General features: G+C 69.1%; 26 protein-coding genes and 1 pseudogene. 14 read left to right on the top strand and 13 right to left on the bottom strand.

Annotated features, from left to right (window positions below):
- The first annotated feature begins 9 nt into the window (after nt 1-9).
- The 8 genes from BJY22_RS06010 (at nt 10) to BJY22_RS05975 (ending at nt 9,875) form a co-directional block, all read left to right on the top strand.
- A complete protein-coding gene (locus BJY22_RS06010) occupies nt 10-2,262 on the top strand; it encodes a DUF6049 family protein (protein WP_167204214.1) in 2,253 nt (750 codons plus the stop codon).
- A complete protein-coding gene (murJ, locus tag BJY22_RS06005) occupies nt 2,255-3,901 on the top strand; it encodes a murein biosynthesis integral membrane protein MurJ (RefSeq protein WP_167204212.1) in 1,647 nt (548 codons plus the stop codon). Before BJY22_RS06010 ends, murJ begins: the two co-directional genes overlap by 8 nt.
- A 103-nt stretch (nt 3,902-4,004) precedes the next feature.
- A complete protein-coding gene (locus tag BJY22_RS06000) occupies nt 4,005-5,657 on the top strand; it encodes a hypothetical protein (protein WP_167204210.1) in 1,653 nt (550 codons plus the stop codon).
- Nucleotides 5,654-6,370 carry an RNA polymerase sigma factor SigM gene (gene sigM / locus BJY22_RS05995; protein ID WP_238350295.1) on the top strand — a complete coding sequence of 239 codons (717 nt, stop codon included), beginning with the start codon at nt 5,654-5,656 and terminating at the stop codon, nt 6,368-6,370. The genes BJY22_RS06000 and sigM overlap by 4 nt, the downstream gene beginning before the upstream one ends.
- Before the next feature lie 121 nt (nt 6,371-6,491).
- Nucleotides 6,492-7,244 (top strand): DUF3379 domain-containing protein, encoded by a 753-nt coding sequence (locus BJY22_RS05990; RefSeq protein ID WP_167204208.1) that lies wholly within the window; start codon nt 6,492-6,494, stop codon nt 7,242-7,244.
- A gap of 119 nt (nt 7,245-7,363) precedes the next feature.
- Nucleotides 7,364-8,356: a thioredoxin-disulfide reductase gene (gene trxB, locus BJY22_RS05985; protein WP_167204206.1), complete on the top strand. Its 993-nt coding sequence runs from the start codon at nt 7,364-7,366 to the stop codon at nt 8,354-8,356.
- Between the two features lie 44 nt (nt 8,357-8,400).
- Nucleotides 8,401-8,718, top strand: coding sequence for a thioredoxin (gene trxA / locus BJY22_RS05980; RefSeq protein WP_202872325.1), 318 nt, complete (start codon nt 8,401-8,403; stop codon nt 8,716-8,718).
- A gap of 32 nt (nt 8,719-8,750) precedes the next feature.
- Entirely contained in the window at nt 8,751-9,875 is a 1,125-nt protein-coding gene (locus BJY22_RS05975) for an N-acetylmuramoyl-L-alanine amidase (protein ID WP_167204204.1), read from the top strand.
- Here BJY22_RS05975 and BJY22_RS05970 read toward each other — a convergent pair.
- On the bottom strand, nt 9,872-11,998 hold the full coding sequence (locus tag BJY22_RS05970) for an MMPL family transporter (RefSeq protein WP_167204202.1): 2,127 nt from the start codon (nt 11,996-11,998) through the stop codon (nt 9,872-9,874). The genes BJY22_RS05975 and BJY22_RS05970 overlap by 4 nt on opposite strands.
- A gap of 73 nt (nt 11,999-12,071) precedes the next feature.
- Between BJY22_RS05970 and BJY22_RS05965 the strand changes: the two genes are divergently transcribed.
- Nucleotides 12,072-12,398, top strand: a complete 327-nt coding sequence (locus BJY22_RS05965) for a PadR family transcriptional regulator (RefSeq protein WP_167204201.1) — start codon at nt 12,072-12,074, stop codon at nt 12,396-12,398.
- Here the strand turns inward: BJY22_RS05965 and BJY22_RS05960 are convergent.
- Genes BJY22_RS05960 through BJY22_RS05945 form a run of 4 tightly spaced genes read right to left on the bottom strand, consistent with a single transcriptional unit; the run spans nt 12,378 to nt 14,347 of the window.
- The gene (locus BJY22_RS05960; RefSeq protein ID WP_167204199.1) at nt 12,378-13,031 is read right to left on the bottom strand and encodes a permease prefix domain 1-containing protein; all 654 of its coding nucleotides are present in this window, start codon (nt 13,029-13,031) and stop codon (nt 12,378-12,380) included. The genes BJY22_RS05965 and BJY22_RS05960 overlap by 21 nt on opposite strands.
- A gap of 29 nt (nt 13,032-13,060) precedes the next feature.
- Complete coding sequence (locus BJY22_RS05955; protein ID WP_167204197.1) at nt 13,061-13,453, bottom strand: DUF2784 domain-containing protein; 393 nt, start codon at nt 13,451-13,453, stop codon at nt 13,061-13,063.
- Between the two features lie 2 nt (nt 13,454-13,455).
- Nucleotides 13,456-14,109 carry a GNAT family N-acetyltransferase gene (locus tag BJY22_RS05950; protein ID WP_167204195.1) on the bottom strand — a complete coding sequence of 218 codons (654 nt, stop codon included), beginning with the start codon at nt 14,107-14,109 and terminating at the stop codon, nt 13,456-13,458.
- A gap of 37 nt (nt 14,110-14,146) precedes the next feature.
- On the bottom strand, nt 14,147-14,347 hold the full coding sequence (locus BJY22_RS05945; RefSeq protein ID WP_167204193.1) for a hypothetical protein: 201 nt from the start codon (nt 14,345-14,347) through the stop codon (nt 14,147-14,149).
- Between the two features lie 186 nt (nt 14,348-14,533).
- Here BJY22_RS05945 and BJY22_RS05940 point away from each other — a divergent pair, with 186 nt between their 5' ends.
- The 5 genes from BJY22_RS05940 to BJY22_RS05920 all read left to right on the top strand — a co-directional run bounded on the left by BJY22_RS05940 (nt 14,534) and on the right by BJY22_RS05920 (nt 18,988).
- Nucleotides 14,534-15,844 carry an aminotransferase class I/II-fold pyridoxal phosphate-dependent enzyme gene (locus BJY22_RS05940; RefSeq protein WP_167204191.1) on the top strand — a complete coding sequence of 437 codons (1,311 nt, stop codon included), beginning with the start codon at nt 14,534-14,536 and terminating at the stop codon, nt 15,842-15,844.
- Nucleotides 15,845-15,977: 133 nt separating this feature from the next.
- Nucleotides 15,978-16,925, top strand: a complete 948-nt coding sequence (locus tag BJY22_RS05935; RefSeq protein WP_167204189.1) for a D-alanine--D-alanine ligase family protein — start codon at nt 15,978-15,980, stop codon at nt 16,923-16,925.
- Nucleotides 16,926-16,932: 7 nt separating this feature from the next.
- Nucleotides 16,933-17,799: an SURF1 family protein gene (locus tag BJY22_RS05930; protein WP_167204187.1), complete on the top strand. Its 867-nt coding sequence runs from the start codon at nt 16,933-16,935 to the stop codon at nt 17,797-17,799.
- Entirely contained in the window at nt 17,796-18,149 is a 354-nt protein-coding gene (locus tag BJY22_RS05925; protein ID WP_167204185.1) for a DUF3817 domain-containing protein, read from the top strand. Before BJY22_RS05930 ends, BJY22_RS05925 begins: the two co-directional genes overlap by 4 nt.
- Before the next feature lie 41 nt (nt 18,150-18,190).
- Complete coding sequence (locus BJY22_RS05920) at nt 18,191-18,988, top strand: class I SAM-dependent methyltransferase (RefSeq protein WP_167204183.1); 798 nt, start codon at nt 18,191-18,193, stop codon at nt 18,986-18,988.
- A gap of 161 nt (nt 18,989-19,149) precedes the next feature.
- Here the strand turns inward: BJY22_RS05920 and BJY22_RS05915 are convergent, their stop codons facing one another.
- From BJY22_RS05915 to rnpA, 8 genes and pseudogenes are all read right to left on the bottom strand, one after another.
- Entirely contained in the window at nt 19,150-19,920 is a 771-nt protein-coding gene (locus BJY22_RS05915; RefSeq protein ID WP_167204181.1) for a RibD family protein, read from the bottom strand.
- A gap of 167 nt (nt 19,921-20,087) precedes the next feature.
- Nucleotides 20,088-21,059, bottom strand: coding sequence for a ParB/RepB/Spo0J family partition protein (locus tag BJY22_RS05910; RefSeq protein WP_167204179.1), 972 nt, complete (start codon nt 21,057-21,059; stop codon nt 20,088-20,090).
- Between the two features lie 129 nt (nt 21,060-21,188).
- Nucleotides 21,189-22,124, bottom strand: a complete 936-nt coding sequence (locus tag BJY22_RS05905; protein WP_167204177.1) for a ParA family protein — start codon at nt 22,122-22,124, stop codon at nt 21,189-21,191.
- 485 nt (nt 22,125-22,609) lie between these two features.
- Nucleotides 22,610-23,281, bottom strand: a complete 672-nt coding sequence (gene rsmG / locus BJY22_RS05900) for a 16S rRNA (guanine(527)-N(7))-methyltransferase RsmG (RefSeq protein WP_167204175.1) — start codon at nt 23,279-23,281, stop codon at nt 22,610-22,612.
- A gap of 10 nt (nt 23,282-23,291) precedes the next feature.
- A complete protein-coding gene (locus BJY22_RS05895; RefSeq protein WP_475418526.1) occupies nt 23,292-23,816 on the bottom strand; it encodes a Jag family protein in 525 nt (174 codons plus the stop codon).
- A gap of 353 nt (nt 23,817-24,169) precedes the next feature.
- A pseudogene (yidC, locus tag BJY22_RS05890) lies at nt 24,170-25,093 on the bottom strand (membrane protein insertase YidC); the annotation flags it as partial.
- Nucleotides 25,094-25,159: 66 nt separating this feature from the next.
- On the bottom strand, nt 25,160-25,471 hold the full coding sequence (gene yidD / locus BJY22_RS05885; protein ID WP_167217919.1) for a membrane protein insertion efficiency factor YidD: 312 nt from the start codon (nt 25,469-25,471) through the stop codon (nt 25,160-25,162).
- A complete protein-coding gene (rnpA, locus tag BJY22_RS05880) occupies nt 25,471-25,812 on the bottom strand; it encodes a ribonuclease P protein component (RefSeq protein WP_167204171.1) in 342 nt (113 codons plus the stop codon). Before rnpA ends, yidD begins: the two co-directional genes overlap by 1 nt.
- Between the last annotated feature and the right edge of the window lie 13 nt (nt 25,813-25,825).

Below are 25,825 nucleotides of genomic sequence, written 5' to 3'. Positions count from 1 at the left end.
GGTGACGGCGTGTTCAGACGGCGACTGAGGCTCTCCGCGGTGGTGGGGGCTTGCCTGCTGGTTGCTGCTTCGGCAGCGACTTCAGGCGCTCCGGCCGGTGCGCTGCCCGCCGACGAGCCGGCCGTCCAGGTCACCATCGACTCGTTCGGCCCGGTCGCGCCGAAGCCCGGCCAGCCGGTCGTGATCAAGGGCCGGGTGACGAACACCAGTTCGGTCACGTTCGACGATCCGCAGGCACTGGCCTGCATCGACCGGACGCGGCTGGCCAGCACCTCCGCCGTGGACGCGATCCCCACCGAGCAGAACATCCCGCTGAACGACCGGGACAGCTGCAGCAACCTGACCAACGACACACAGACCTTCCAGCCGTTCGACAAGCCGCTGGCGCCGAAGGAGACGGTCGGGTTCTCGCTGACGGTGCCGTGGAAGGAATGGCGGATCACCGACCAGACCGGCGTGTACGTCGTCGGCGTCACGTTCCGGGGCAACCCGCCGGACACCGGACGGGTGATGGCCGGCCGGGCCCGCATCCTGATGCCGGTGCTCGGCAAGCAGCCCCTGACCCGCACCGTCAACACCGCCCTCGTCGTACCGCTGCGGCACCGCCCGACCCAGCTCGGCGGCAGGAACTTCGCCAACGACGCCCTCGCCAAGGCGCTCGCCCCGACCGGCTCGCTCGGCCGTCTGCTTGCGCTGGGCAGGCAGCACAGGGTCACCTGGCTGGTCGACCCGGCGATGCTCGACGAGATCCGGCAGTTGGCCAAGGGGTACGTGATCCTCGGCCAGAACGGTCAGACCACCCCCGGCACCGGCCAGGCCGTCGCGGCTGACTGGCTCAAGGAGTTCGATACCCGCCGGACCAGGGGCGACCAGGTGGTTCTGCTGCCGTACGGCGACCCGGACGTGGCCGGCCTGCTGGACTCGGGCGAGCCGCTGAAGAAGCTCGTCGCGCGGGCACGGACCAAGACCGAGCGCTCCGGCGGTGAACTCGCGCCGGGCTTCACCAACGGGCTCTCGCTCGAAGGCGGCGCCGCCGCCAGCCGGTACCTGGGCGCCGCGTCGGGCGGCTTCGCCGGCGCCACCCGCGACGACCTGAACCTGGTCAGCAGTTCTTCGTGGTCCGCCGCCAACCGTCCCGTGCTGACCAGCACCCCGGTGTACGACGTACTAACCCCCGGAAGCCCCGACCAGACGGTCCGCACGGTGATCGCGGACTCCTCGCTCACCTCCGGCGGCCCCGACGCGGGCACCGCCGACAACCCGCTCCAGGTCCGGCAACGGTTCGCGGCCGTGACCGCGCTGATTGCGGCCGCCGGCAAGACCACGGCCTCGGTCGTCGCCCTGCCGCCCCGCGGCTGGGACAGCGACGGCGCCGCGACCACCGCGCTCGCGAACAGCCTGTCCCTGCCCTGGATCAAGGCCACCGACGTCGCGACCGTCGTAGCCGCCAACCCGAGGCCGCAGACCACCAGGGCGCCGGCCGCGCGCACAACGAACGGCACGCTCACCGAGTCCCAGCTCAACGGCATCAAGCAGCTCGACGACGCGACCACCACGATGCAGAACCTGCTCTTCGACCCGACCCAGCTGCCCGAGGTGATGACCCAGGCACTGCTGAGGTCGACGTCGTTGGGCTGGAACGGGTACTCCGAGGAGGCCCGCTCCTTCACCGCGATCGAGCTGGGCTCGGCCAACCAGCAGCTCGGCAAGGTGCACCTGGTGAACGCGAGCGTGGACCGCGGCCTGCGCAAGGAGATCAAGGTCAACCTGGCCGGCAGCAAGGGCACCTTCCCGCTGACGATCACCAACGACACCGACTGGTCCGTCCGGGTCGGCATCGTGGTCACCCCGGCGAACCGGTCCGACCTGAAGATCAAGGCACTGCAGACCGCCGTCCTCGGTCCGGGACAGAAGTGGACCCCGCGGATCACCGCGAGCGCCGAGCAGAACGGCCTGATCCGCGCCAACGCCCAGGTGACGACCGCGGGCGGCGAGCCGGTCGGCAAGTCCCAGGAGCTGCTGATCCAGGCCAGCCAGTACGGCAGCGTCGGCTGGATCCTGGTCGGCGCCGCCTGCGCCCTGCTCTTCGGTACGTCGTTCGTCCGCATCTATCGTCGCGTGCGCATCGAGCGCCGCAACCCCGCCGCGGTCAGCACCGAGACCGCTGATCCCGCCCACGATCGCCCCGAGGCGAACGGCGCGCCCGAGGCTCCCGCTCCGGGGACGTCCCTGAAAGAAGGAGTCGGTTCGAAGGATGGCTGACCGCACCCTGCGCTCCGCGGCGGTGATGGCAGCCGGAACGGTGCTGTCCCGCCTGCTCGGATTCATCCGGATCGCCCTGCTCGCGGCCGCCATCGGTACCGCGCTGCGCGGTGACATCTTCACCGCCGCGAACACGATTCCGAACAGCCTGTACATCCTCCTGGCCGGCGGCGTGTTCAACACCGTGCTGGTGCCGCAACTGGTGCGCGCGATCAAGAACCACGACGACGGCGGTCAGGACTTCACCAACCGGGTGCTCACGTTCGGGTTCGTCGTCCTCGCCGTCGTCACGGTGGCCTGCGTCCTGCTGGCGCCGGTGATCGCCGAGCTGTACCTCCCGAAGGAGCTGCACGACCCGTCGCGGATGACCGAGAAGGCGAACATGATCATGTTCGTCCGGCTCTGCCTGCCGCAGATCTTCTTCTACGGCGCCTTCGTGCTGGTCGGCCAGGTGCTGAACGCGCGGCGCCGGTTCGGCCCGATGATGTGGGCGCCGATCGCGAACAACATCGTCGCGTGCGCGTCGATCGTGGTCTTCCTGCTCGTTTACCGGGTCGGTGACAACCCCGCGACGTACAGCCGCGGCGAGGAGCTACTGCTCGGACTCGGCCACACGGTCGGTATCGCCGTCCAGCTGCTGGTGCTGCTGCCGTACCTGAAGGCGAGCGGGCACACCTACCGGCCGAAGTTCGGTCTCCGCGGTACCGGTCTGGGACACACTGCCCGATTGGGCATCTGGACCGTCCTGTTCGTCGCGGTGAACCAGGTGACCCTGGTCGTGGTCACCCAGCTCGCGATCGCGGGTAGCGCCACGGACGACCCGGGCGCGAAGGCCGGCCTGTTCGCGTACAGCACCGCGATGCTCATCATCCTGGTACCGCACGGGATCGTGACGGTCTCGCTGGCGACAGCGGCGCTGCCCCAGATGTCGGCGCTGGCGGCCGACGGCGACACCGCCGAGGTGGGCCGGCTGTCCGCGCGGTCGATCCGGCAGACGCTCGCGATCGTGGTCCCGGCGGCGGCCGCGATGATCGCCTTCGCCTACCCGATCGTGACGATCATCGCCGGGTACGGCTCCGGTAAGAACAACCTGACGCTGATGTCGTACACGCTGATGACGCTCGCGCTCGGGATCGTGCCGTTCACGGTGCAGTACTTCCAGCTGCGCACGTTCTACGCCTTCGAGGACACCCGTACGCCGTTCTTCCTGCAGTGCGTGATCGCGGCGACCAACATCGCGGCCGCCCTGGTCGGGGTGCGGGTGGTGCTCGACGAGGAGCACCTGCGCTTCAGCGGTGTGATGCTCGGCGCGGCGTACGCGGTGGCCTACCTGGTCGCCGTACTGATCTCCCGGCCGGTGCTGCGGCGGAAGGTGCCGCGGGTGCCGGGCGCCGGGATCGGGCTGCCGCTGCTCGCGATGGTGATCGCCGCGGTCGCGGGCGCCGGCGCGGGCCGCCTGGTGCTGTGGGCGCTGCGCCTTGCGGTCGACTGGTCCGGACCCATCGGAGCGGTCCTGGAACTCGCGGTGGCGGCCGTCGTGATGCTTCCGGTGTACGCCGGCGTGGCCCGGGTACTCCGTATCCACGAGGTGAACGACGTGGTGTCCATGGTCACATCGAAGTTGCCGATCCGCCGCTGATCCGGACTGCTTGTGCATTCGTGCACCACTTGTCGGGTCAGTAGGGCACTACGATGGGGCCTGCGATCAGGCCGCTGGGGCAACAAGGAGGGCGAGAGACACCGTGTCGAACCAGACCGTGACCCCTGGTGCCCTGCTGGCCGGGCGGTACCGGATCGCCGAGTTGCTCGCGGAGATCGACGGGGCCCGGGTATGGCGGGCTGTGGACGAGGTACTCAGCCGTGCGGTCGTCGTCGACGTACTGCCGGTCGGTGACCCGCGGACGAACCTGCTCTTCGACGCCGCCCGGCGGGCCGCCGCGGCGAACGACCCGCGCTTCCTGCGGGTGCTCGACTGCGACATGCACGACGGCGTGACGTACTGCGTCCGCGAGTGGGCAGGCGGGCGCACGCTGGAGCGCATGCTCGGCAGCGGACCGCTCACGGGACAGCAGGCGGGCTGGCTCGCCCGCGAAGTGTCCGAGGCCCTCGAGAACCTGCACCGCACCGGGTACGCGCACGGCGCGATCAGCCCGGCGACCGTGGTGGTCACGGACGCGGGCGCGATCAAGGTCATCGGTGTCGCCACCGAGGCCGCGCTGCGCTCCGTCGGCGCCGGTTCGGCGGAGGAGGACGTCCGCTCGCTCGGTGAGCTGCTCTACGCGTCGCTGACCGGCCGCTGGCCCGGTCCGGCACCCGCCTGGGGACTCCAGCCCGCGCCGGTCGAGCACGGCCGGCTGCTGAGCCCGCGGCAGGTGCGCGCCGGCGTACCGCGCTCGCTGGACGACATCAGCGACCGGTTGCTGGGCGACCCGCCGCGGCATCACGCCCCGCCGATCACCAGCGCGGCCGGTCTGTCCGCCGCCCTGTCCGGAGTCGTCGGCAGCTCGCACGAGCCGCCGAACCAGATGGACGAGACCGTCCAGGTCGCCCGTCAGAACGGCAGCATCGACGACGCCACCCAGGTCGTGCCGCAGGCCCCGCCGCCGGCGATCGACCCGACCCCGCAACCGGCGTACGGCGCCGAGCAGAACGGGTACGGCCGGCCGCAAGCGGCGTACGAACCCGCAACAGACACCCGCCCGGTCCGCCGGCAGTCCCCGCCGAACGGGAACGGCCGGCGCCGCGACGAGCCGAAGCCGAAGGGTTCGTGGGGCGGCCGGATCCTGATCCTGCTGGCGATCCTCGCGTTGCTGTCGGTGATCGCGATGGCGCAGTTCCTGCTCAAGGGCGCGATGAACAACGACCAGAGCAACCCCGACGGCGGCGCGAAGTCGAGCGCCCCGCCGCAGACCAGCACCACGCCGTCGGCGACCACCGGCGGCAAGGCGGCGATCGCGGGCGCCAAGGACTTCGACCCCGAAGGGGACAAGACCGAGCGCCCCAAGGACGTACCGAACACCTACGACGGCGATCCGAGCACGATCTGGAAGACGCAGACCTATCGGAACAAGCCGAACCTCGGCGGGCTGAAGCCGGGCGTCGGCATCATCTACGACCTGGGCTCGAAGACCTCGGTGTCGAACGTCGCGGTCGCACTGCAGGGGGACGACACCAGCATCGAGCTGATGATCCCGAAGGGTGACACCACCAAGTCTCCGTCCACGGCCGACGGGTGGACCGCGGTGGCGAACCAGGAGGATCAGCCCGAGGGTACGGTGAACCTGAAGCCGTCGGACCCGACCGAGACCCAGTACGTGCTGGTCTGGCTGACCAAGTTGCCGAAGGTCTCCGGTGGTTACCAGGGCATCATCTCGGAGGTCTCGATCCAGAAATGACCGCTCACGTGGACTCGGGCAGCCCGCCGCCCAGGCCGGACGTCCCGCGCATCGGCGCGGACGAACCGGTGGCTGGTGCTGCCCAGGGCCACGGGCCGGCGAGCTACGACCAACTGGACGACCACGAGTTGCTGCGGATGCACGTGGCCGGCAACCCGGACTCGTTCGGATTCCTGGTCAAGCGGCACCGGGACCGGATGTGGGCGGTCGCGATCCGCACCCTCGGTGAGCCCGAGGAGGCCGCCGACGCGCTCCAGGAGGCGTTCATCTCGGCGTTCCGCCGCGCGGACTCGTTCCGCGGGGACGCGAAGGTGACCACCTGGCTGCACCGGATCGTGGTGAACGCCTGTCTGGACCGGATCCGCCGCCGCCAGGTGCGCGCCGCCGATCCGCTGCCGGAGGACGAGGACCGCGCCGCCGAGTTGGCCGGACCCGCCGAGGACGACCCGGCCGAGGTCCGCGAGCGCCGGATGGACGTGCTGCACGCGCTGAAGCAGATCAACGAGGACCAGCGGGCAGCGCTGGTCCTGGTCGACATGGAGGGCTACTCGATCGAGGAGGCGGCAGCGATCCTCGACTGCGCCCCCGGCACGGTAAAGTCGCGCTGCGCGCGCGGTCGAGCCAAGCTGCTCCCGCTGCTGCGGCACTGGCAGACGTCCCGGGAGTCCGACGTACCGGACAAGTCCGCCGCGGAAGCGGTGGGAACCGAATGAACGGGTACCCCGTCGAAGCGGTGTCGCCTGCCTCTGGCGACCGGACGTACGACGCCTTCGACCGGAGTTTTCCTATGACCACGCCTAGGCCGCGCACCTCCCGTGAGGAGGCGAGCCCCCGATGACCGATCCCGGTCTGCCGACCAGTGAGCACCTCGAGCACCTGGACACGGACACGATCGCCGACCTGATCGAGAACCTGCTGCCTGCCCCCAAGGCGCATCGCGCTCGTGAGCATGTGAAGGCATGCCCGGAGTGCCAGCAGACGTACGACGCCTTGGTCCAACTGTCGGAGGATCTGGCCGAGGAGGGCCGCGCCGACATCCCGATCCCGACCGACGTCGCCGAGCACCTGGACGCGGTGATCGTGTCCGAGTCGGTACTGCGGGCCTCGACGGTCGGCGTGCACTCGCTGGCCCAGATCCGCGAGGAGCCGCGCCGGCACCTGCCGAAGCTGCTCAGCGCCGCGGCCGGTGTGGTGCTGATCGCCGCGCTCGGCGTCGGCGTGGTGTTCGCCACCAAGGACCAGGCGAACGACGGCGCCGCCGCGACCGACCAGAACACTCCGCCCACGGACACGGTGACGATCGGCAGCAAGGACATCGGCTCGCGGACGAAGAAGTGGCTCGACAACACGCCGGCGATCCTGCACGGGTCGGACGAGGAGCAGTCCTGCGCCCGGTCGTTCGCGGCCGGCCGCTCGAACTCCAACGTCCGGCTCGTCCAGCCCGCCAAGGTCGACGGCAAGCGGGCCACGCTCATCGGGCTCCAGGGGGCGCGGCCGAGCGAGATCCAGGTCTTCGCGGTCACGGGCTGTAGCGTCGCCGGTGGGGTCGCGCACGAGTTCTACAACGTCACGGTGACGCTGCACTGAGTCACCGGGCCGTCTCGCGATGCGGCGCGGCGGCCCCGTCGTGGGTACCGTGGGAATGGTCGGCCTCTAGGATCCGTTGAGTACGACGTCACTGTCTCGACGACACGAGGAACGCCTGCATGAGCGACTCCACCACAGTCCGCAACGTCATCATCGTCGGCTCCGGCCCGGCCGGTTACACCGCCGCCGTGTACGCCGCCCGTGCGGCGCTGGAGCCGCTGGTGTTCGAAGGCTCGGTCACCGCCGGCGGCGCGCTGATGAACACCACCGAGGTGGAGAACTTCCCCGGGTTCTCGCAGGGCATCATGGGCCCGGCGCTGATGGACGAGATGCGCACCCAGGCCGAGCGGTTCGGCGCCGAACTGGTGCCCGACGACGTGATCAAGGTCGACCTGACCGGCGAGATCAAGGTCGTCACCGACTCCGCCGGCACCGAGCACCGCGCCAAGGCCGTCATCCTGGCGATGGGTTCGGGCTACCGCAAGCTCGGGCTGTCCGACGAGGACCGGCTGTCCGGTCACGGCGTGTCCTGGTGTGCGACCTGTGACGGCTTCTTCTTCCGCGACCACGAGATCGCGGTCGTCGGCGGCGGCGACTCCGCCGTCGAGGAGGCCACCTTCCTGACCAAGTTCGCGAAGAAGGTGCACCTGGTGCACCGCCGTGACGAGCTGCGGGCCTCGAAGATCATGGCCGACCGCGCGTACGCCAACGACAAGATCGAGTTCCAGTGGAACTCCGAGGTCGGCGAGATCCACGGCGAGGACAAGCTCACCCACCTGACGCTGAAGGACACCGTGACCGGCGAGACCCGCGAGCTGCCGGCCACCGGCCTGTTCATCGCGATCGGCCACGACCCTCGCTCGGAACTGGTCAAGGGCCAGGTCGAGCTCGACGCCGAAGGCTACGTGCTGGTCAGGCCGGACAGCACCGAGACCAACCTGCCCGGCGTGTTCGCCGCCGGTGACCTGGTGGACCACACCTACCGGCAGGCCATCACCGCCGCCGGCACCGGCTGTGCGGCCGCCCTGGACGCCGAGCGTTACCTGGCCACCCTCGAGGACGCGGCCACCGCCGCGGCCGCGGCGGCCACCACCCAGCCGGTTTCCGTCTGAACCTGACCATCACCGTTTAAGGAGATACGCCCGTGGGCGAGAAGATGAACGCTGTCACCGACGCCGAGTTCGACCAGACGGTGCTGAAGAGCGACAAGCCGGTCCTGGTCGACTTCTGGGCCGAGTGGTGCGGCCCGTGCCGCCAGGTGTCGCCGATCCTGGAGGAGCTGGCGCAGGACCACAGCGACAAGATCACGTTCCTGAAGATGAACGTCGACGAGAACCCGGTTACCCCGAGCAACTACAGGGTTACGGGTATCCCTACGATCAACGTCTACGTGAACGGTGAGCTCGCCAAGTCCATCGTCGGCGCCAAGCCGAAGGCCGCGCTGCTGAAGGAGCTGGCAGACTTCACCGCCTGAAAGCCCGCCATCCAGGCAAGGAGTAGTACCTGATGGAAGCCCCGCACGGCGTGTACCAACTCGGCGACAGCGGTGAGGCGGTCGCCGAGATCGTCGGAAAACTTCAGCGGCTCGGGCTGCTGACCGGCGGTCACGACGTCTACGACGAAGCGACCGCGCACGCTGTCCGGGGGTTCCAGCAGCAACGCGGGCTGATGATCGACGGGATCGTCGGCCCGCAGACCTACCGCGCGATCGACGACGCGCGCTGGCGGCTGGGCGACCGGCTGCTGACGTACGTCCCGGTGCATCCGCTGAGCGGTGACGACGTCCTGAGCCTGCAGGCGAAGCTGCAGGAGCTCGGGTTCGCGGTCGCCCGGATCGACGGGATCTTCGGCGCCGACACCCAGCGCGCGGTGACCGAGTTCCAGCGCAACATGGGTCTGCCGGCCGACGGCACCTGTGGGCCGTCGACGTTCAAGGCGCTGCAGCGGATCCGCCCGATGGCGACCGGCGGCCGCCCGGACGCGTTGCGCGCGCGGGAGGCCGTCCGCGCCGCCGGGCCGCGGCTGTCCGGCAAGACCGTGGTGATCGACCCGGGTCACGGCGGCTTCGACTACGGCTGGGAGGGCTTCGGCCTGCGCGAGTCCGATATCGCGTACGACCTGGCCGCCCGGATCGAGGGCCGCCTCGGCGCCACCGGTGTCCGGGCGTACCTGTCCCGCGGCCGCGATCAGGGCCCGGACGAGCTGGCCCGGGCCGCGTTCGCGAACGAGACCGACGCGAATCTGTGCGTCTCGCTGCACACCGACGGTTCGATGAACCCGGAGGCGCAGGGCGTCGCGACGTACTACTACGGCAACGACCTGCACGGTGCCTCGTCGAGCGTCGGCGAGCAGTTCGCCGGCCTGGTGCAGCGCGAGATCGTCGCCCGCACCGACCTGCTGAACTGCCGCACCCACGCGAAGACCTGGGACCTGCTGCGGCGCACGAAGATGCCGGCCGTCCGGCTGGAGATCGGGTACGTCACCAACCCGCACGACTCCGCCCGCCTCGCCGACGCCGCGTTCCGGGACGTGATCGCCGAGGCGATCGTGGTCGCCATCCAGCGCGTCTACCTCCCGCCGGAGCAGGACGCCGCCACCGGCATGCTCCGCTTCGGGCAACTGACCGTCTAGTCCTTCTCGAGCGCGATTCTGGGCAGGACGCGCTCGAGTCCGCGTGGCAGCCACCAGGCTCGGTTGCCGAGCAGACGCAGTACGGCGGGAACGATCACGCAGCGGATCAGCAGGGCGTCGAGCAGTACGGCGGTCGCCAGGCCGAGGCCGAACTGCTTCAGCATCCGGTCCGGGCTGAGCAGGAACGCGCCGAACACCACGATCATGATCGCGGCCGCGGCCGTGATCACACTGCCCGTGGTCGCCAACCCTTCCCGGACCGCGACCTGGGCGTCCTTCGTCCGTCGCCACTCCTCGTGGATCCGGGACACCAGGAACACCTCGTAGTCCATCGACAACCCGAACACGATCGCGAAGATCATCACCGGGACGAACGCCTCGATCGGACCCGCCTGCGCCCCGAACCAGCCCTGCTGGAACACCAGCGTGATCACCCCGAGGGACGCCCCGATGCTGAGCAGGTTGAGGACGGCCGCCTTCAACGGGATCAGCACCGAACGGAACACCGCCATCAGCAGCAGCGCCGACAACCCGACCACCACCAGGACGAAGACCGGCAGCCGCATGCTCACCGCCGCCGCGAAGTCGTCCGCGGCCGCCGTCGATCCACCGACCAGGTACGTCGCCCCGGTCCGCGACTCCAGCGCCGGCAGGGTGTCGTCGCGCAGCCGTTGCACGAGGTCGCTCGTCGCCGCGTCCTGCGGAGCCGATTTCGGGAACGCCAGCACGGTCGTGACCTTCCCGTCCGGCGTCACCTGCGGCGGCGTGACCGCGGCGATCCCCGGATCCGCCGCCAGCGTCTGACCCAACGCCTGCGCAGCGGTCCGATCCCCTTCCGCAACCACCACGAGCGGCCCGTTGAACCCCGGCCCGAATCCTTCCGCCAACAGGTCGTACGCCTTACGGCTCGTCTTCGCCGGATCGTCCGTCCCGGCATCCGCGAACCCGAGCCGCATGCCCAGCGCCGGCAGCGACAACGCGACCAGGGCCAAGACGCCGAGCACCAGCGGCACCCACGGCCCGCGCTGTACGACGCCCGCCAGCTTCCGCCACCCGTCACCAGGCGTACGGCGCTGCTTCGCGGCATGCTTGCGCACGCTTCGCTCGATGCGCTTCCCGAACAGGGTCAGCAACGCCGGTAGCAGCGTGACGGCCGCGAGCATCGTCATCAACACGGTCAACGTGACCCCGAGCGCGACGCCTTGCAGCGAACCGAGCCCCAACGCCAGCAGGCCGAGCAACGCGATCACCACCGTGCAACCAGCGAACATCACCGACCGCCCCGCGGTGTCCAGGGCAACGACCCGCGGATCGGCCGCGCCCTTCAACAGCTCGTGCCGGTACCGCGAGAAGATCAGCAACGCGTAGTCGATGCCGACGCCGAGACCGACGAGCATCATCACCGGCGTCGTGTACTCCGGCACCGTGAACAGATGCGACGCGAGCACCAGCAGCCCGACCGTGCTGCCGACGGCGAACACCGCGGTCAACAGCGGAAGTGTTGCTGCGAGCAACGATCCGAAGAGGAACACCAGGATCACCAGTGCGGCGAGGATTCCCGCACCCTCGGAGGCGCCGCCCGAACTCTCCGCCGCACTCCGCGCCAGGTCGCCACCGACTTCCACCTGGAATCCCGGCTCCGCGAAGTCCTGCGCCCGCTGGATGATCGTCCGGACGTCCTCCACCGGCATGTCCACGGCCGGCACGTCGAGGCTCACCGTCGCGTACGCCGTACGTCGATCTGTCGACAGTGCGCCCGGAGCGGTGAACGGATCGGCGACCGAGGCGACGTGCGGAAGCTCGCGAACCACCGCCAGCATCGACGCCACGCGGGTCTTGTCCGCCTCGAGACCGCCGTCGGCGCGGACGACGAGCTGCACCGAGGCCGCGTCGCCCTTCGGCTGATGTGCCTCGAAGATGTCCGTCACGCGCTGGGAGTCGGTGCCCGGCAGTGAGTTGTCGTTCTTGTAGGCGTTGCCGACCACGGTCGACGCGGCGGTCACCGCGGCCAGGACGAGCACCCACAGGAGCAGGGCCAGACCGGCATGCCGCATGGCCCACCCGGACACCCGGTGCAACAGACCGGGCCGGGTCGCTGGTCGGATCGGGGTCTCCACCGTCATGACGCATCCTTGATAAGTAGATCGGCTACATGTTGCCTCTCGACATTAACACGCGCATGAGTAGACTGGCTACATGAAGGCGGATGCGCTGCGTGGACACCTCGACCCGATGATCCTGGCGGTGGTTGAGCACGAACCGCTGCACGGTTACGCGATCATGGAGGCGCTGCTGGAGCGCAGCGGCGGCGAACTCGATCTGCCGACCGGCACGCTCTACCCCGCGCTGCGCCGGCTCGAGCGGGCCGGTTACCTGGCCAGCGAGTGGAGCACGGTCGGCGGGCGCAAACGCCGTACCTATCAGCTCACCAGCGCCGGCGCGAAGATGCTCGCGTCCGGCAAGCAGGAATGGCTGACCTTCCGGGCCGTGGTGGAAGGGGTGCTACGCCCGGGCCAGGCGTAGACCGCGGGTCGCCTGCTGGCCGACGACGAGCAAAGGCAGCACGACGAAGCCGGTGACGACGCCGAGGTCGAGCAGGCCGTTCGGATGTGGGCTGGTCAGTGCCATCGCGATGCCGATCGCGCCGATCGTCACGGCGTTCGCCAGCGCGAAGACGGTGGTCACGCCGGACAGATGCGTCCGGACGAAGGCGCTCCGCAGACCGATGCCGGCCGCGATCACCGCGAGCACCGCACCCACGATGGCGACCGTGCCGATGCCCCGGACCACGGCCTGCAGGAGGTCGTTCAGCGGGTCGGGATCGTCGGGACCGCTGTTCCAGCTCCAGGCGCCTTCCTGCCACACGATCGGCTGGATGATCAGCGCGGCGAACAACAGGACCGCCGTACGCCGGCTCTGGCTGACCGCGAGGTCCGCGCGATATCCGGGTGCGACGTCCTCGATCGTGCCGAAGTCGGCCACCGCGCACTTCTCGGCGTCGTACGTGTCCAGGCCGTCCGCCTCGAAGGCCTCGGTCGCGTCGGTCAGGTGATCGCGGGCCTCGGCCAGCAGATCCGCCTTCCGGCGGCGCGGTCCCCTGAGCTCCCGGCTGAGTGCGGCCAGGTAGTCGTCGACCGGCGTACTGGTTCTGGACACCCCTCAAGTATGGGCAGCGCGGGCCGGGTTCACGTCCGGGGTCCCACTGACTCGCCCCTGACCTTCGCCCGGCGCCGGTGCCGTACGACGAAGTACCCGGCGTACCCGATGACGACCAGCGCGAAGCCGACCTTCTCAGCCACCGGCGTCGCGCCCTCGGGCCAGATGGTGCCGTCCAGGTAGTGGTTGATGAAGCCGCCCTCGTACGGCGTCTCGCCGCCGCGGCGCAGGAAGTACTTCTCGACGCCGGTGAACGGGCAGTCGTAGTCGATGACGACGATCGCGAGGTTCCACACCACGATCGCCAGGTGCACCCAGATCAGCCACGCCCATTTCCAGGCCAGGAAGGCACCGATCACGAAGAACAGCAGGAAGGCCGCATGCAGGACGAACATCACGTCACCGAGCGCGCGCCACAGCATGTCTACTCCGGACCTGTCCGCAGCGCGTCGCGGACCGTGACGGGGGTCGGCGGCGCGTTCTCCGGCCGGATGGCGCCCATCAGCCGCTCGACGGCCGCCTCCATCTCGCTGCGCCAGGTGATCGCCGAGCGCAGGTCCAGCCGCAGCCGTGGATTGCGCGGATGGTCCCGCACCACGCCGAAACCGACCGCGCGCAGGAACTCCGTCGGCCACACGCAGCCCGGACCGTCCCAGCGCGAGTCGCCGAACGCCTCGACCGCCCGGAATCCGCGCTTCAGCACATCCTTGGCGACCGCCTGGACGAGGATCTTGCCCAGCCCGAGCCCGAGGTATCGCGGCAGGATCCGCCCAGTTGCCAGCACGACGGCGTCCGAGCTGACCGGCGCGGTCGGGAACGCCTGGCTGCGGGGCAGGTACGTCGCCGGTGCGTACACCGCGAAGCCTGCCAGCTCGTCGTCGACGTACAGCACGATCCCCGCGCTCCCCCAGTCGAGCAGCAGCTGGGACAGCCACGCCTCCTTCTCCAGCCCGGTGGCCCCGTTGCGGACGGCTTGCCGCGCGGCGACCGGGTCGAGCTCCCAGAACACACAGTCACGGCACGGCACCGGGAGCTCGTCGAGATTGGCGAGCGTCAGCGGTTCGAGCCGTCGGGCCATCAGCGCGTCCGGGGTGTTAGCTTCGTCACGGGCCGGGTCATCGCGTGACGGGTTCGGCCGCCGGTTCGGGGACGGGAGCCGGGGTCCGCGCGTCCGGGGTGCGGGTCGCCTCCGGCGCGACGTACCGCTGTTGCACCTTCTCGGCGGGTTGCCGCCGGAACAGCTCACCGGCGAACCCGGCGAGCACTCCCAGCAACAGTCCGCACAGCGTCCAGCCGGCTGTCTTGCCCACGCTCATCCGATTCTGCCTTCCCTTCCACCTCTCAGGCCGCACCCGCCGGCTGTCTCAGCAGCCAGATTCCGGCATGGTCGAACCTGCCCCTATAAGGCATGGTAGTGAGAGGTCACGCCGATCCCCAGCCCGGACTGCGGTGTCTCGACGTAACCTGGTGACTTCCCCCTCGATCACCGTTGGAGTGCCCTCGTGAGTGCTGACGTGCCCGATGTCCGGCAGACCCGTCTCGACAACTACGTCGAGGCGTACGCAGCCCGGACCAAGGGCATGACCGCATCGGAGATCAGAGCCCTGTTCTCGGTCGCCAGCCGGCCCGAGGTGGTGTCACTCGCCGGGGGCATGCCGAATATCGGCGGCCTGCCGCTCGACGTGGTCGGCAGTGCGGTCCGCGACCTGGTGACCGAGAGCGGAGCCACCGCGATGCAGTACGGCTCCGGTCAGGGCGACCCGACGCTGCGCGACCAGATCTGCGACATCATGCGGCTGGAGGGTATCGAGGCTCACCCCGACGACGTCGTGGTCACGGTCGGCAGCCAGCAGGCCGTCGACCTGGTGACGCGCGTGTTCTGCGACCCGGGTGACGTGGTGCTCTGCGAGGCCCCGTCGTACGTCGGCGCGCTCGGCGTGTTCCGTGCGTACCAGTGCGAGGTCGTCCACGTCGCGATGGACGACGACGGCGTCGTACCGGAGGCGCTGGAGCAGGCGATCGCGTCGGTGCGGGCGGCCGGCAAGCGGATCAAGTTCTTCTACACGATCCCGAACTTCCACAACCCGGCCGGTGTCTCGCTGTCCGACGAGCGGCGGGCGCGGGTGCTGGAGATCTGTCAGCGTGCCTCGCTTCTGGTGCTGGAGGACAACCCGTACGGCCTGCTCGGGTTCGAGGGCGAGCCGCAGCGGGCGCTGCGCGCGGCGGATCGTGAAGGGGTCATCTACCTGGGCTCGTTCTCGAAGACGTTCGCCCCCGGGTTCCGGGTCGGCTGGGCGGTCGCGCCGCACGCCGTCCGGGAGAAGCTCGTGCTGGCGCAGGAGTCGGCGACGTTGTGTCCGCCGACGTTCAGTCAGCTCGCCATCTCGTCGTACCTGACCAGGCACGACTGGATGGGGCAGGTGAAGCAGTTCCGCGAGATGTACCGCGAGCGCCGGGACGCGATGCTCGCGGCGCTCACGGAGAAGATGCCAGCGGCAACGACCTGGACGCGGCCGCGCGGCGGCTTCTACGTCTGGCTGACGCTGCCGGAGGGCCTGGACGCCAAGGCGATGCTGCCGCGGGCGGTCACGGCGCGGGTCGCGTACGTGCCCGGAACCGCCTTCTTCGCCGACGGTTTCGGCTCCCAGTGCATGCGGTTGTCGTACTGTCATCCGACGCCGGAGCGGATCACCGAAGGGGTGGGCAGGCTCGCCGCGGTGATCCACGAGGAACTCGAGCTCCGGCAGACGTTCGGCCCACTGCCGCCCGGTGCCGGCCGCGACTACGACGCCCCGGGACCTGAACTGAGCTGACAGGGGTTGCGCAAAGGTTGCGCAATGATCCCCGGGCGGACGGGGGTCTCTGATGCGGTAGGGGTACCGTTCCAGTGGGCCTCGGGACCGGCGACCGTGCCGGAGTCGCCCACGAGTGATCGGGATATTTGTGATGAGTGATCTGGGTCGAGTGCTGGTACTGGCCGGTGGACTGTCGCACGAGCGGGACGTCTCGCTCCGGTCCGGCCGGCGGGTGGCGGACGCCCTGCGCAGCGTCGGCGTGGAGGCCGAGCAGCGGGACGTCGACGCCTCCCTGGTCGATCGTCTGCGCGACGATCCCCCGGACGCGGTCTTCCCCGTCCTGCACGGCGTCACCGGCGAGGACGGCGCTCTCCGCCAGGTCCTCGACCTGTACGGCGTCCCGTACGTCGGCGCGGACGCCGCGGCGTGCCGTACGGCGTTCGACAAGCCGGTCGCGTCGACGGTCGTCGGTACGGCGGGGCTGTACACGCCGGCGTCGATCGTCCTCGGGCACGACACGTTCCGCGAGCTGGGCGCTGCCGCGCTGATGGAGGCCGTGGTCAAGCAGATCGGGTTGCCACTGGTGGTGAAGCCGGCGCGCGGCGGATCGGCGCTGGGGGCGTCGATCGTGCGGTCCGCCGAGGAGCTGCCGTCGGCGATGGTGAACTGCTACGCGTACGGTCCGGTGGCGTTGATCGAGCAGTACATCGACGGGACCGAGGTGGCTGTCACGGTGGTCGACACCGGTGACGGGCCGCGGGCGTTGCCGGCTGTGGAGATCCGCCCGGATTCCGGGTTCTACGACTACGAGGCGCGGTACACCGCCGGCGCGACGCAGTTCGTCGTACCTGCTCGCTTGGAGCCTGAGGCCGCCGGCGCGTGCGCTGCGGCCGCTGTGCAGGCGCATCAGGCGTTGGGTCTGCGGGACCTGTCGCGGACCGACCTCGTCGTGGACGCTGCCGGTGTGCCGTGGTTCCTCGAGGTGAACGTGGCGCCGGGGATGACGGAGACGTCACTGGTCCCGCTGGCCGCTGAGGCGGCCGGGATCGAGCTGGGCGTGCTGTGCCGCGACCTGCTCGCTGCCGCGGCGGCACGCTGAGGTCTTGATGTCGGACACCCCCGGTCGCCGGCCCCTGTGGCGGACGGTGCTCACGCCGCGGTGGACAGGATTGCTCGTGCTCGCGCTGGCGATCGCCTCGGTCATGACGGTGATGGGCGTCTGGCAGGTCGGCGTGTACCGCTCGAAGACCGCCGACGCCACGGCGGAGCGCGCTGCGGCCGCGCCGGTTCCGTTGCGGTCGCTGTTCTCGATCGACGAGGGGTTGCCGTCCAAGGCTGTCGGCCGACGAGTGACCGTTGAAGGCACATGGGCTCCGGCGGCCGACCAGGTGTTCATCGCGGATCGGTTGCACGACGGGCGGGACGGGTTCTGGGTCGTCTCGCCGTTGAAGCTGTCCGACACCGATGCGGTGATGGTCGTACGTGGCTGGGTCGCTTCGGTGACCGATCCGGCGGCAGCGGCGCCGGTCGGTCCGGTCTCCCTGACCGGAGCAGTGATTTCGTCCGAGGCAGAGGACTCGTCGGGCGATGCCGCCAAGGGGCGGGTGCTGTCGTCGCTGCGGATCCCGACGATCGTTCATCTGGTGAAGTACCGCATCTACGACGCCTTCGTCGTACAGGGCAGTGTGGAGTCGGGCGCCGTACCGTCACCTGCTCCGGCGTCCGTCGTACCGCCTCCACCGCCCACGGATCACGCCGGTCTGCGGAACATCGCGTACGCGTTCCAGTGGTGGATCTTCGCGGCCTTCACGCTGTGGATGTGGGCCAGGATGGTCCTGGACGCCCACCGCGATCCGGAGGACACGGACCCGCCCGACGTTCCCGGGCCTGACGGGCCTGACGTCGATGGGGCCGCTGTGGTGGGTGACCGGGCCGAAGAGCGTGTGGAGTCAAGCGGTACGGTTTCAGCGTGACTTCCTCTGCCGACCCCGCCACCTCTGCCGGCTCGCAGCCGCTCACCCCGGCCGCCCGCGGCGCGCTGACGCGGTACCGCGTGATCGCGTACGTCGTCGGCGTGATGCTGCTCCTGCTGCTGTTCGTCGCGATGCCGCTGAAGTACCTGGCCGACAACCCCGGCGCGATGAACGTGATCGGTCCCATGCACGGCTTCCTGTACGTCGTGTATCTGCTCGCGACCTTCGACCTGTTCCGCCGGGTTCATTGGTCGTTCCCGCGACTGGTGCTGATGGCGCTGGCCGGCACGATCCCGTTCCTCTCGTTCTACGCCGAGCGCAGGACCTCCCACGAACTCCTCGGGCGCTAAACCCGTTGTAGTACGGGGTTTCCGCCGCTAGCGTCGGCCGCATGCCGCACGCGATCACGGAGTCGAACCGGGCCAGCTGGAACCAGATCCACCACGCCCGCCCCGGCCTGCCCGCGTCGTACTTCGCCGCCGGCGGGACGACGCTCTCCCCGGCGGAACTCGCCGCGGCCGGTGATGTCCGCGGCCGCCGAGTCCTCCAGTTGGCCTGCTCCTGCGGCGACGAAGTCCTGTCCTGGGCGAGCCTCGGCGCCTCGGTCGTCGGCGTCGACATCTCCGAAGTCGCGATCACGATGGCGACCGAGAAGTCCACTAGCGCGAGAATTCCGGCTGACTTCCTCCGCGCCGACATGCTCGATCTGCCGTCGACCCTGACCGGCTTCGACCTGATCTACCTGAGCTGGGGCGCGATCTGCTGGGTGCCCGACCTGGCCGCCTTCGCGACCTCCATCGCCACCCGCCTCACCCCCGGCGGCACCATCCTGATCGCCGACCACCACCCGATCTGGGAGGTCCTCTCCGTCCGAGGCCCTGACCATTTGACGGTCACCGCGGACTACTTCGCGCGCACCACGCCGCGCGCCACTATCGACAACGCCAAGCTGCCGACCGGCGCCCGCGACAATTCCGAGGCCCCCACCTTCACCGCCTTCATCTGGCCGCCGAGCGACATCATCACCGCCCTCCTGGCAGCCAGCCTGACCCTCACAACCTTCCAAGAGTCCCCGGTTCCCGAGATGTACGACGGCCTGGGTCCCACCGCCACCTGGGTCCCCGCCACCTATCTCATCGGCGCAACCCGCAATGTTTCACATGAAACATTGCGGAAAGGGCAGACATAGATTTGTCGACATATCGCTCTGCCGACCTATCGCGGTACTTCATACTACGAACTACCTCTGTGGGCGCGATCCTAAGCCAGTTCCGCCGACTTACATTCGTGTGATTCCTACCCTCGAATCCGCCTGAAGCCGCCTCTCAACAGGCCCATTCCGCCCCGTAGTCAGGTCCTCGGGACGACATAGTGGAGCCGAACGCTGCCGGCGCTATCCGTCTGCGCCGAAACGAGCTGAAGCCGAGTCGGCGCATCCCCGACCGCGAGCGGTGGCCCGTCCATGACCGACGGCGTCCCGAGGCCTCCGACCAGAGCGGGTGCCAGTTTCACGTGCAACTCATCGATCAGCCCGGCGCGCAACAACGCACCGTTCAGCCCTCCGCCCGCGGTGGACAGCACGCACCTCACTCCGAGCTCGGTGCCCATCGCGGTCACCGTCTGCGTGAGATCGACGCGCTCATCGCCGACCACGAGGTAGCAGATCCGCTCCTCCCGGAGATATCCGAGATAGTCAGCCGGCGTCGACTGCGCCACCAGGACCAGCACGTCCCAGTCCGGATGCTTCTCGGTCCAGCGCACTCGTCCGCGACTGTCCACGACGGTGAACCACATATGCGGTGGCGACGGCTGCGCAGTGATCTCCGCTGGAAGGAAGTGGGTGTAGAGCCCGGCCGGATCGCCGTCGTACGTCGGCAGCTGCTCGAGGATGTCGTCCTCGGCTACCAAGCTGCCGCTGCCCTCCAGGACGGCGCTGCAGCCGTATTGCTGCCTGACCACCTCGAGAACGTCGATCGCGACCGAGTCCGGCGCAGGTGGCGTCATCGCTCCCCAGAGATCCGCACTCGGCTGTCGCATCAGAAGCGCCTCGCGCGCGAGCGCCACCTTCCCGTCGACGCTCGCCTCGACACTGACCACCACACGCGGTCGCTGCTGCACCATCGCCACCTCCAGGTCGCTGGACACCCAGGTCTATCAGCGCGCGCCGACAGAAGCGGTCGACGTCCTGGCGACCGGAGGGCGGCCGGCGACGCAACTGCTCCCGAGTGGAGGGCTATCAGGTGGCTCAGCCGGTGTCCTGCCGCGTGTCGGCGGCAGGAGGGCCGACGTCAGGACTCAGTGGACTTGTTGGGGTCCATCAGGGTGACGATGCGTTCCAGGTCGTCCAGCGAGGCGAACTCGACGGTGATCTTGCCCTTCGTCTTGCCGAGGTCGACCTTGACGCGGGTCTCGAAGCGGTCGGAGAGCCGGTCCGCGAGGTCGACCAGCCGGGGCGCGACAGGCTTGTTGCGGCGGCGAGGAGCGGGCGTGTCGTCGCCGTTCATGTCGCCGAGCGCGACGATCTCTTCGACCGTCCGCACCGACATCCCCTCGGCCACGATGCGCTGGGCGAGTCGCTCGATCGCGTCTCCGCTCGGCAGACCGAGGAGCGCCCGCGCATGACCGGCGGACAGCACTCCCGCCGCGACCCGTCGCTGCACAGACGCCGGCAGCTTCAGCAGGCGCAGTGTGTTGGAGATCTGCGGCCGCGACCGTCCGATTCGCGTCGCCAGGACCTCCTGTGTGCACCCGAAGTCGTCGAGCATCTGCTGGTACGCCGCGGCCTCTTCCAGCGGGTTGAGCTGGCTGCGGTGCAGGTTCTCCAGCAGTGCGTCCCGCAGCATCGCGTCGTCCGAGGTGTCCCGCACGATCGCCGGGATCGTCGCCAGCCCTGCCGCCTGCGTCGCTCGCCAGCGACGCTCACCCATCACGAGCTCGTACTGGTCGCCGTCGAGCTTGCGGACGACGATCGGCTGCAGAAGCCCGATCTCCTTGACCGAGTGGACGAGCTCCTCCATCGCCTCCTCGTCGAAGACCGTCCGAGGCTGCTTCGGATTCGGCGTGATCTTGTCGACCTCGATCTCGGCGAACGAGGCGCCCGGTACCGCGGCCAGCTCCGGCTCCGAGTTCTGCGCCTCGGCCGGCTTGATCGCCGGGGGTGCGCCCGGGATCGAGCTCGACTTGCTGCCGAGGGTCGTGGTGCCAGGAGCCGGCGAGCTGGGGATCAGCGCACCAAGTCCGCGTCCGAGTCGGGTGTTCATCGCGCTCCCTCGAGTTCGACATCCTGCTGGGCTACTGCTGACCTACCACAACGCCGAGCGGAGACCGTCCTTCGCGGACGGCTTCCGTGGCCCGTTTCACGTGAAACGGTGCCACACCGATCAACCGCGTCAGGCGTTGTTCCGCATCGCGATCTCGCGGGACGCCTCCAGGTACGACAGTGCACCGGCCGATGCCGGGTCGTACGCGAGCACGGTCTGCCCGTGGCTCGGAGCCTCCGAGATGCGCACCGATCGCGGCACGGCGGTCCGCAGTACGGCGTCCTTGAAGTGGCCGCGTACCTCGGCCGCGACCTCGCCGGCCAGCTTCGTGCGGGCGTCGTACATCGTCAGCAGGATCGTCGAAACGTCGAGCCCTGGGTTCAGGTGCGACTTCACCATGTCGATGTGGCGGAGCAGCTGCGAGAGACCCTCGAGGGCGTAGTACTCACTCTGGATCGGCACCAGCACCTCACGGGCGGCCGTCAGTGCGTTCACGGTCAGCAGGCCGAGCGACGGCGGGCAGTCGATGAAGACGTAGTCGTACTTCTCCCCCGCGGCCTCCGTCTCGGCCAGGTATGCCTCGAGCACGGTCTTCAGCCGGCTCTCGCGAGCCACCAGGCTGACGAGCTCGATCTCGGCACCGGCCAGGTCGATGGTCGCCGGGATCACCTGGATCCCGGGGTGCTCGGCGCACGGCTGGATCAGCTTGCCGAGCGGCTCGCCCTCGATGATCGCCTCGTACACGCCCGGCGTACCTTCGGCGTGCTCGATCCCGAGGGCCGTGGACGCATTGCCCTGGGGGTCGAGGTCGATGACCAGGATCTTCGCGCCGTAGAGCGCCAGGCCGGCGGCGACGTTCACCGTCGTGGTGGTCTTGCCGACCCCGCCCTTCTGGTTGGCGACGACGAACACTCGGGTCTGGGCGGGCAGCGGGAACTCGCGGCCCATAGTGCGTCCTTCATTCACCAGCAAGGTCCGTTCGGTCGCGGCGGCGATCGGAGTCTCGAGGAGTCGTCGCTGAAGCTCGTCCGACGTGGCCCGCGCGGCGATCTGTGCGGCAGTCATAGCGCCCATTCCAATAGGTGCGGGACTTGGCCCGAAGAGGATGTCTGTAGGGGTCGGGGCGGGTCTACCCCCAGCTTCGTCCACAGGCTTCTGTGGACGAATTCCCGTGTGCAGGGGCAGTTTCATGCGGTGGTCATCCACAGGCGGTGGAGATTCCTGGAGGTCCTCGTCGGCGTCCACCAGTGACGCCGAATCGGGCCCCGGAACATCATCCCGCATCTGCGGCGTTTCACGTGAAACGAAGCCGGAATCATCGGCGGTTGGCGCGTCGAGACCGGACGCCGCGGCCGCTCGCAGGCCCGAGGTGTCGATCGGGGGCTCGGTGCGCACCGGCGGCGCCGGGGCAGGGACAGGATCGGGAGTCGGCTCCTGAGTCACCACGCGAACGGCGGACTCCGGTTCGGTCGGCCAGCCGATGCCCTGTGACGTCCTCGGCTCACCGGTGCTCTTCTCGGGCCATCCGAGGGCACGACTCACCAACCCGCTCACCTCCCGTGTCTGGCGTGCCGGGATCCCCCTGCAGCACGTCCGGCCACAATACTCACCACAGTCGTGGGGTGGGCCAGTTCATCGCCGCCGAGTTGGTGAATGTGGCAAACCTCTGCGCCAAGCTTCATCAATTCGCGTTCTGAGGCGTCCAGTTCCTCCTCTGCGGACGACCCCTTCATCGCGAGCATCAGCCCGCCTTCGACACAGAGTGGCAGGCACCATCGGGCGAGCTTGCCCAAGGGCGCGACAGCTCGGGACGTCACCACGTCGTACGACGCCGGCGGAAGATCCTCGGCCCGCGCCCGTACGACGGTCGCATTATCGAGGCCGAGCTCGTCGACAGCCTCCTGGAGGAACGTGGTCCGTCGGAGCAGCGGCTCGATGAGATCGACCTGGAGGTCCGGGCGCACGATCGCCAGCACGATTCCCGGCAGGCCTGCCCCCGTGCCGACGTCCGCGACCGATGACCCTTCAGGGATCAGTCGCTCGACGACGGCACAGTTCAACAGGTGCCGATCCCACAGTCGCGGAACCTCCCGCGGCCCGATCAGTCCGCGCAGTGTTCCCTGGGTCGCGAGCAACTCGGCGTACGCCGAAAGCGGGACCGCCGCCCGTGGAAACAGCTTCTCCACGAGCGGCGGTGTTTCACGTGAAACAGAATCGGTCATCGGAGCATCGTCATGGCTGGACCACCACGCGGCGGCGGGGCTCCTCGCCCTCGGACTCCGACGTCAGGCCGGCGGCCGCGACGACGTCGTGGACGACCTTCCGCTCGAACGGCGTCATCGGGTCCAGGCGGACCGGCGTACCGGAGGCCTTCGCCTCCTCGACCGCCTTGCGACCGACCTCTTCGAGCTCGGCCTTCCGGTTCGCCCGGTAGTTCGACACGTCGAGCATCAGCCGGGACCGCTCGCCGGTCTCGCGGTACACGGCCAGCCGGGTCAGCTCCTGGAGCGCCTCCAGCACCTTGCCGTTCTCGCCGACCAGGTTGTTCAGCTCGGCGCCGACGATCGAAACCGCGGCGCGGTCACCGTCGATGTCCATGTCGATGTCGCCGTCCAGGTCGGCGATGTCGAGCAGTTCCTCGAGGTAGTCGGCCGCGATGTCGCTCTCCGCCTCGAGGGCCTTCAGGCGGTCCTCCGCGGACTTCTTCGGGCCGGCGGACTGCTCCGCCGTGTCGATGTTCTGCATGCCGTCGGTCACGGCCACTCCTTACGATTGCTCACAGTGTCGAGATCCGCCCCACGGGGACCCCGTCGTTATCAGGCGCCGGCTGTCATCAGCACAAGGGGATTGCGGCGTGCGCAGGGTCAGCGCGAACCGCCGGACCGCTTCTGCGCCGCCTTCTTCTGCGCGGCCGACTTCGCCGCGGGCTGGCGCTTGGCCGACGTACCCTTCTTGCCGGCCGGCTGCTTCTTGGCAGCACCGGCCTGAGTCTTCTTGGGCGCATCCTGCTTCGGCGCATCCTGCTTCGGCGCCTCGTCCTGCGGAGCCGCCGAGGACGTCTGTCCGTTGCTCGACGCCGTCGAACCACCCGCCGCCGGGCCACCGCCGGTCTTCCGGTTGCTGCGCGACTGCCGCTTGGGCTGCTGCCGCTGCGCCGGGCGCCGGTCGGTCGTGGTGGTCTCCGTGTCGGCGTCCCCGGTGCCCGGGACGTTGTCGTCGGCGGGACGGCCGTGGCGCAGGTTGTGCTCGCGCTTGCGGGCCTGCATCGCGTCGTACGCCGGCGTACCCGGAGCGGGGTTGCGGCGGATCACGTAGAACTGCTGGCCCATGGTCCACACGTTCGAGACGAACCAGTAGATGAGGACACCGATCGGGAAGTTGAAGCCACCGATGAGGAAGAAGATCGGGAAGACGTACAGCATGATCTTCTGCATCTGCGCCGCCTGGCCCTCGAGGGCCTCCTTCGGCATGTTCTTGCGCATCAGCTGAAGCTGCGTGATGAACATCGTCGCCGTCATCAGGATGATCAGCACGACCGCGACGATCTTGACGTTCGTGGCGCCGTCGCCGTTCGCCTTCAGGAAGGTCTGCGAGATCTCCGCACCGAAGATCTTGGCGTGCCGCAGCGACTCGACGTGCGGCGCGATGACACTGCTGTGCGCCTCGCCCTTGGACGCGCCGTCAAGCACCCGGAACAGGGCCAGGAAGACCGGCGACTGAAGCAGCAGCGGAAGGCACGAGGAGAACGGGTTGGTCCCGGTCTCCTTGTACAGCTTCATCATTTCCTGACCGAGCTTCTCCCGGTCATGGCCGTACTTCTTCTGCAGCTCCTTCATCTTGGGCTGCAGCAGCTGCATGTTCCGGCTGGAGCGGATCTGCCGCACGAAGAGCGGGATCAGCAGGGTCCGGATGACGATGGTCAGGCCGGCGATCGACAGCGCCCAGGCCCAGCCGCCGTTCGGGTCGAGCACCTGGCCGAGAAGCCAGTGCCAGCCGACCAGCAGTGCGGACACGGCCCAGTACAGGGGCGTCATGACCGTGTTGAAAAGGTCTACGATTCCGTCCCACACCGCGAGCCCGGGGATGGCCAGAAGAGTCACTCACACACCTCGCTGCACAGGCCCGGCGTCGGCTGACGATCCGGGCTGGTTGGCGGAGAGAGACTCTCCGCGCTGGTCGACATCTTTGGGTGGAACGGGGTCGTAGCCTCCGGGGTTCCACGGGTGGCAGCGGATGAGTCGCCTCATCGCCAGCCAGCTACCGCGCACCGCACCGTGACGCTCGACCGCCTCCAGGGCGTACGCCGAACAACTCGGGTAGAACCTGCACACCTGCCCGTACATCGGGCTGATCAGCAGGCGGTACAGCTTCAGGAAACCGATGATCCCGCTCCGCACGGGATTGAACCGCATCATGACTTCAGCAGCTTGCGGAGAGCGCCGTCGACGTCCGTGACCAAGTCGTCGTACGACGCTGAGGCGGACGACGGAAGGGCACGGACGACGGTCAGGCTGCCGGCCGGCAGGTCCGCGAGGCGGGTCGCCAGGACAGCACGCAGACGGCGGTGGACCCGGTTCCGCAGAACCGCGTTGCCCACCGCCTTGTTCACAACGAACCCGACCAGCGGCGGGCCGGCCTGGCCGTCCTCCGCCAGCACGTGAAGGACCACCGCGCGCCGCGCCGCGCGCCGTCCGGACCGGACGGCGCGGCGGAAGTCGTCGGACCGGCGTAACCGGTTCGACGCGGGCAACACGAGGTGGTCACCG

The organism is Kribbella shirazensis (assembly GCF_011761605.1).
GTDB lineage: Bacteria > Actinomycetota > Actinomycetes > Propionibacteriales > Kribbellaceae > Kribbella > Kribbella shirazensis.
The sequence above is the reverse complement of the archived record's forward strand: the minus strand, read 5'-3'. Positions and strand labels throughout refer to the sequence as shown.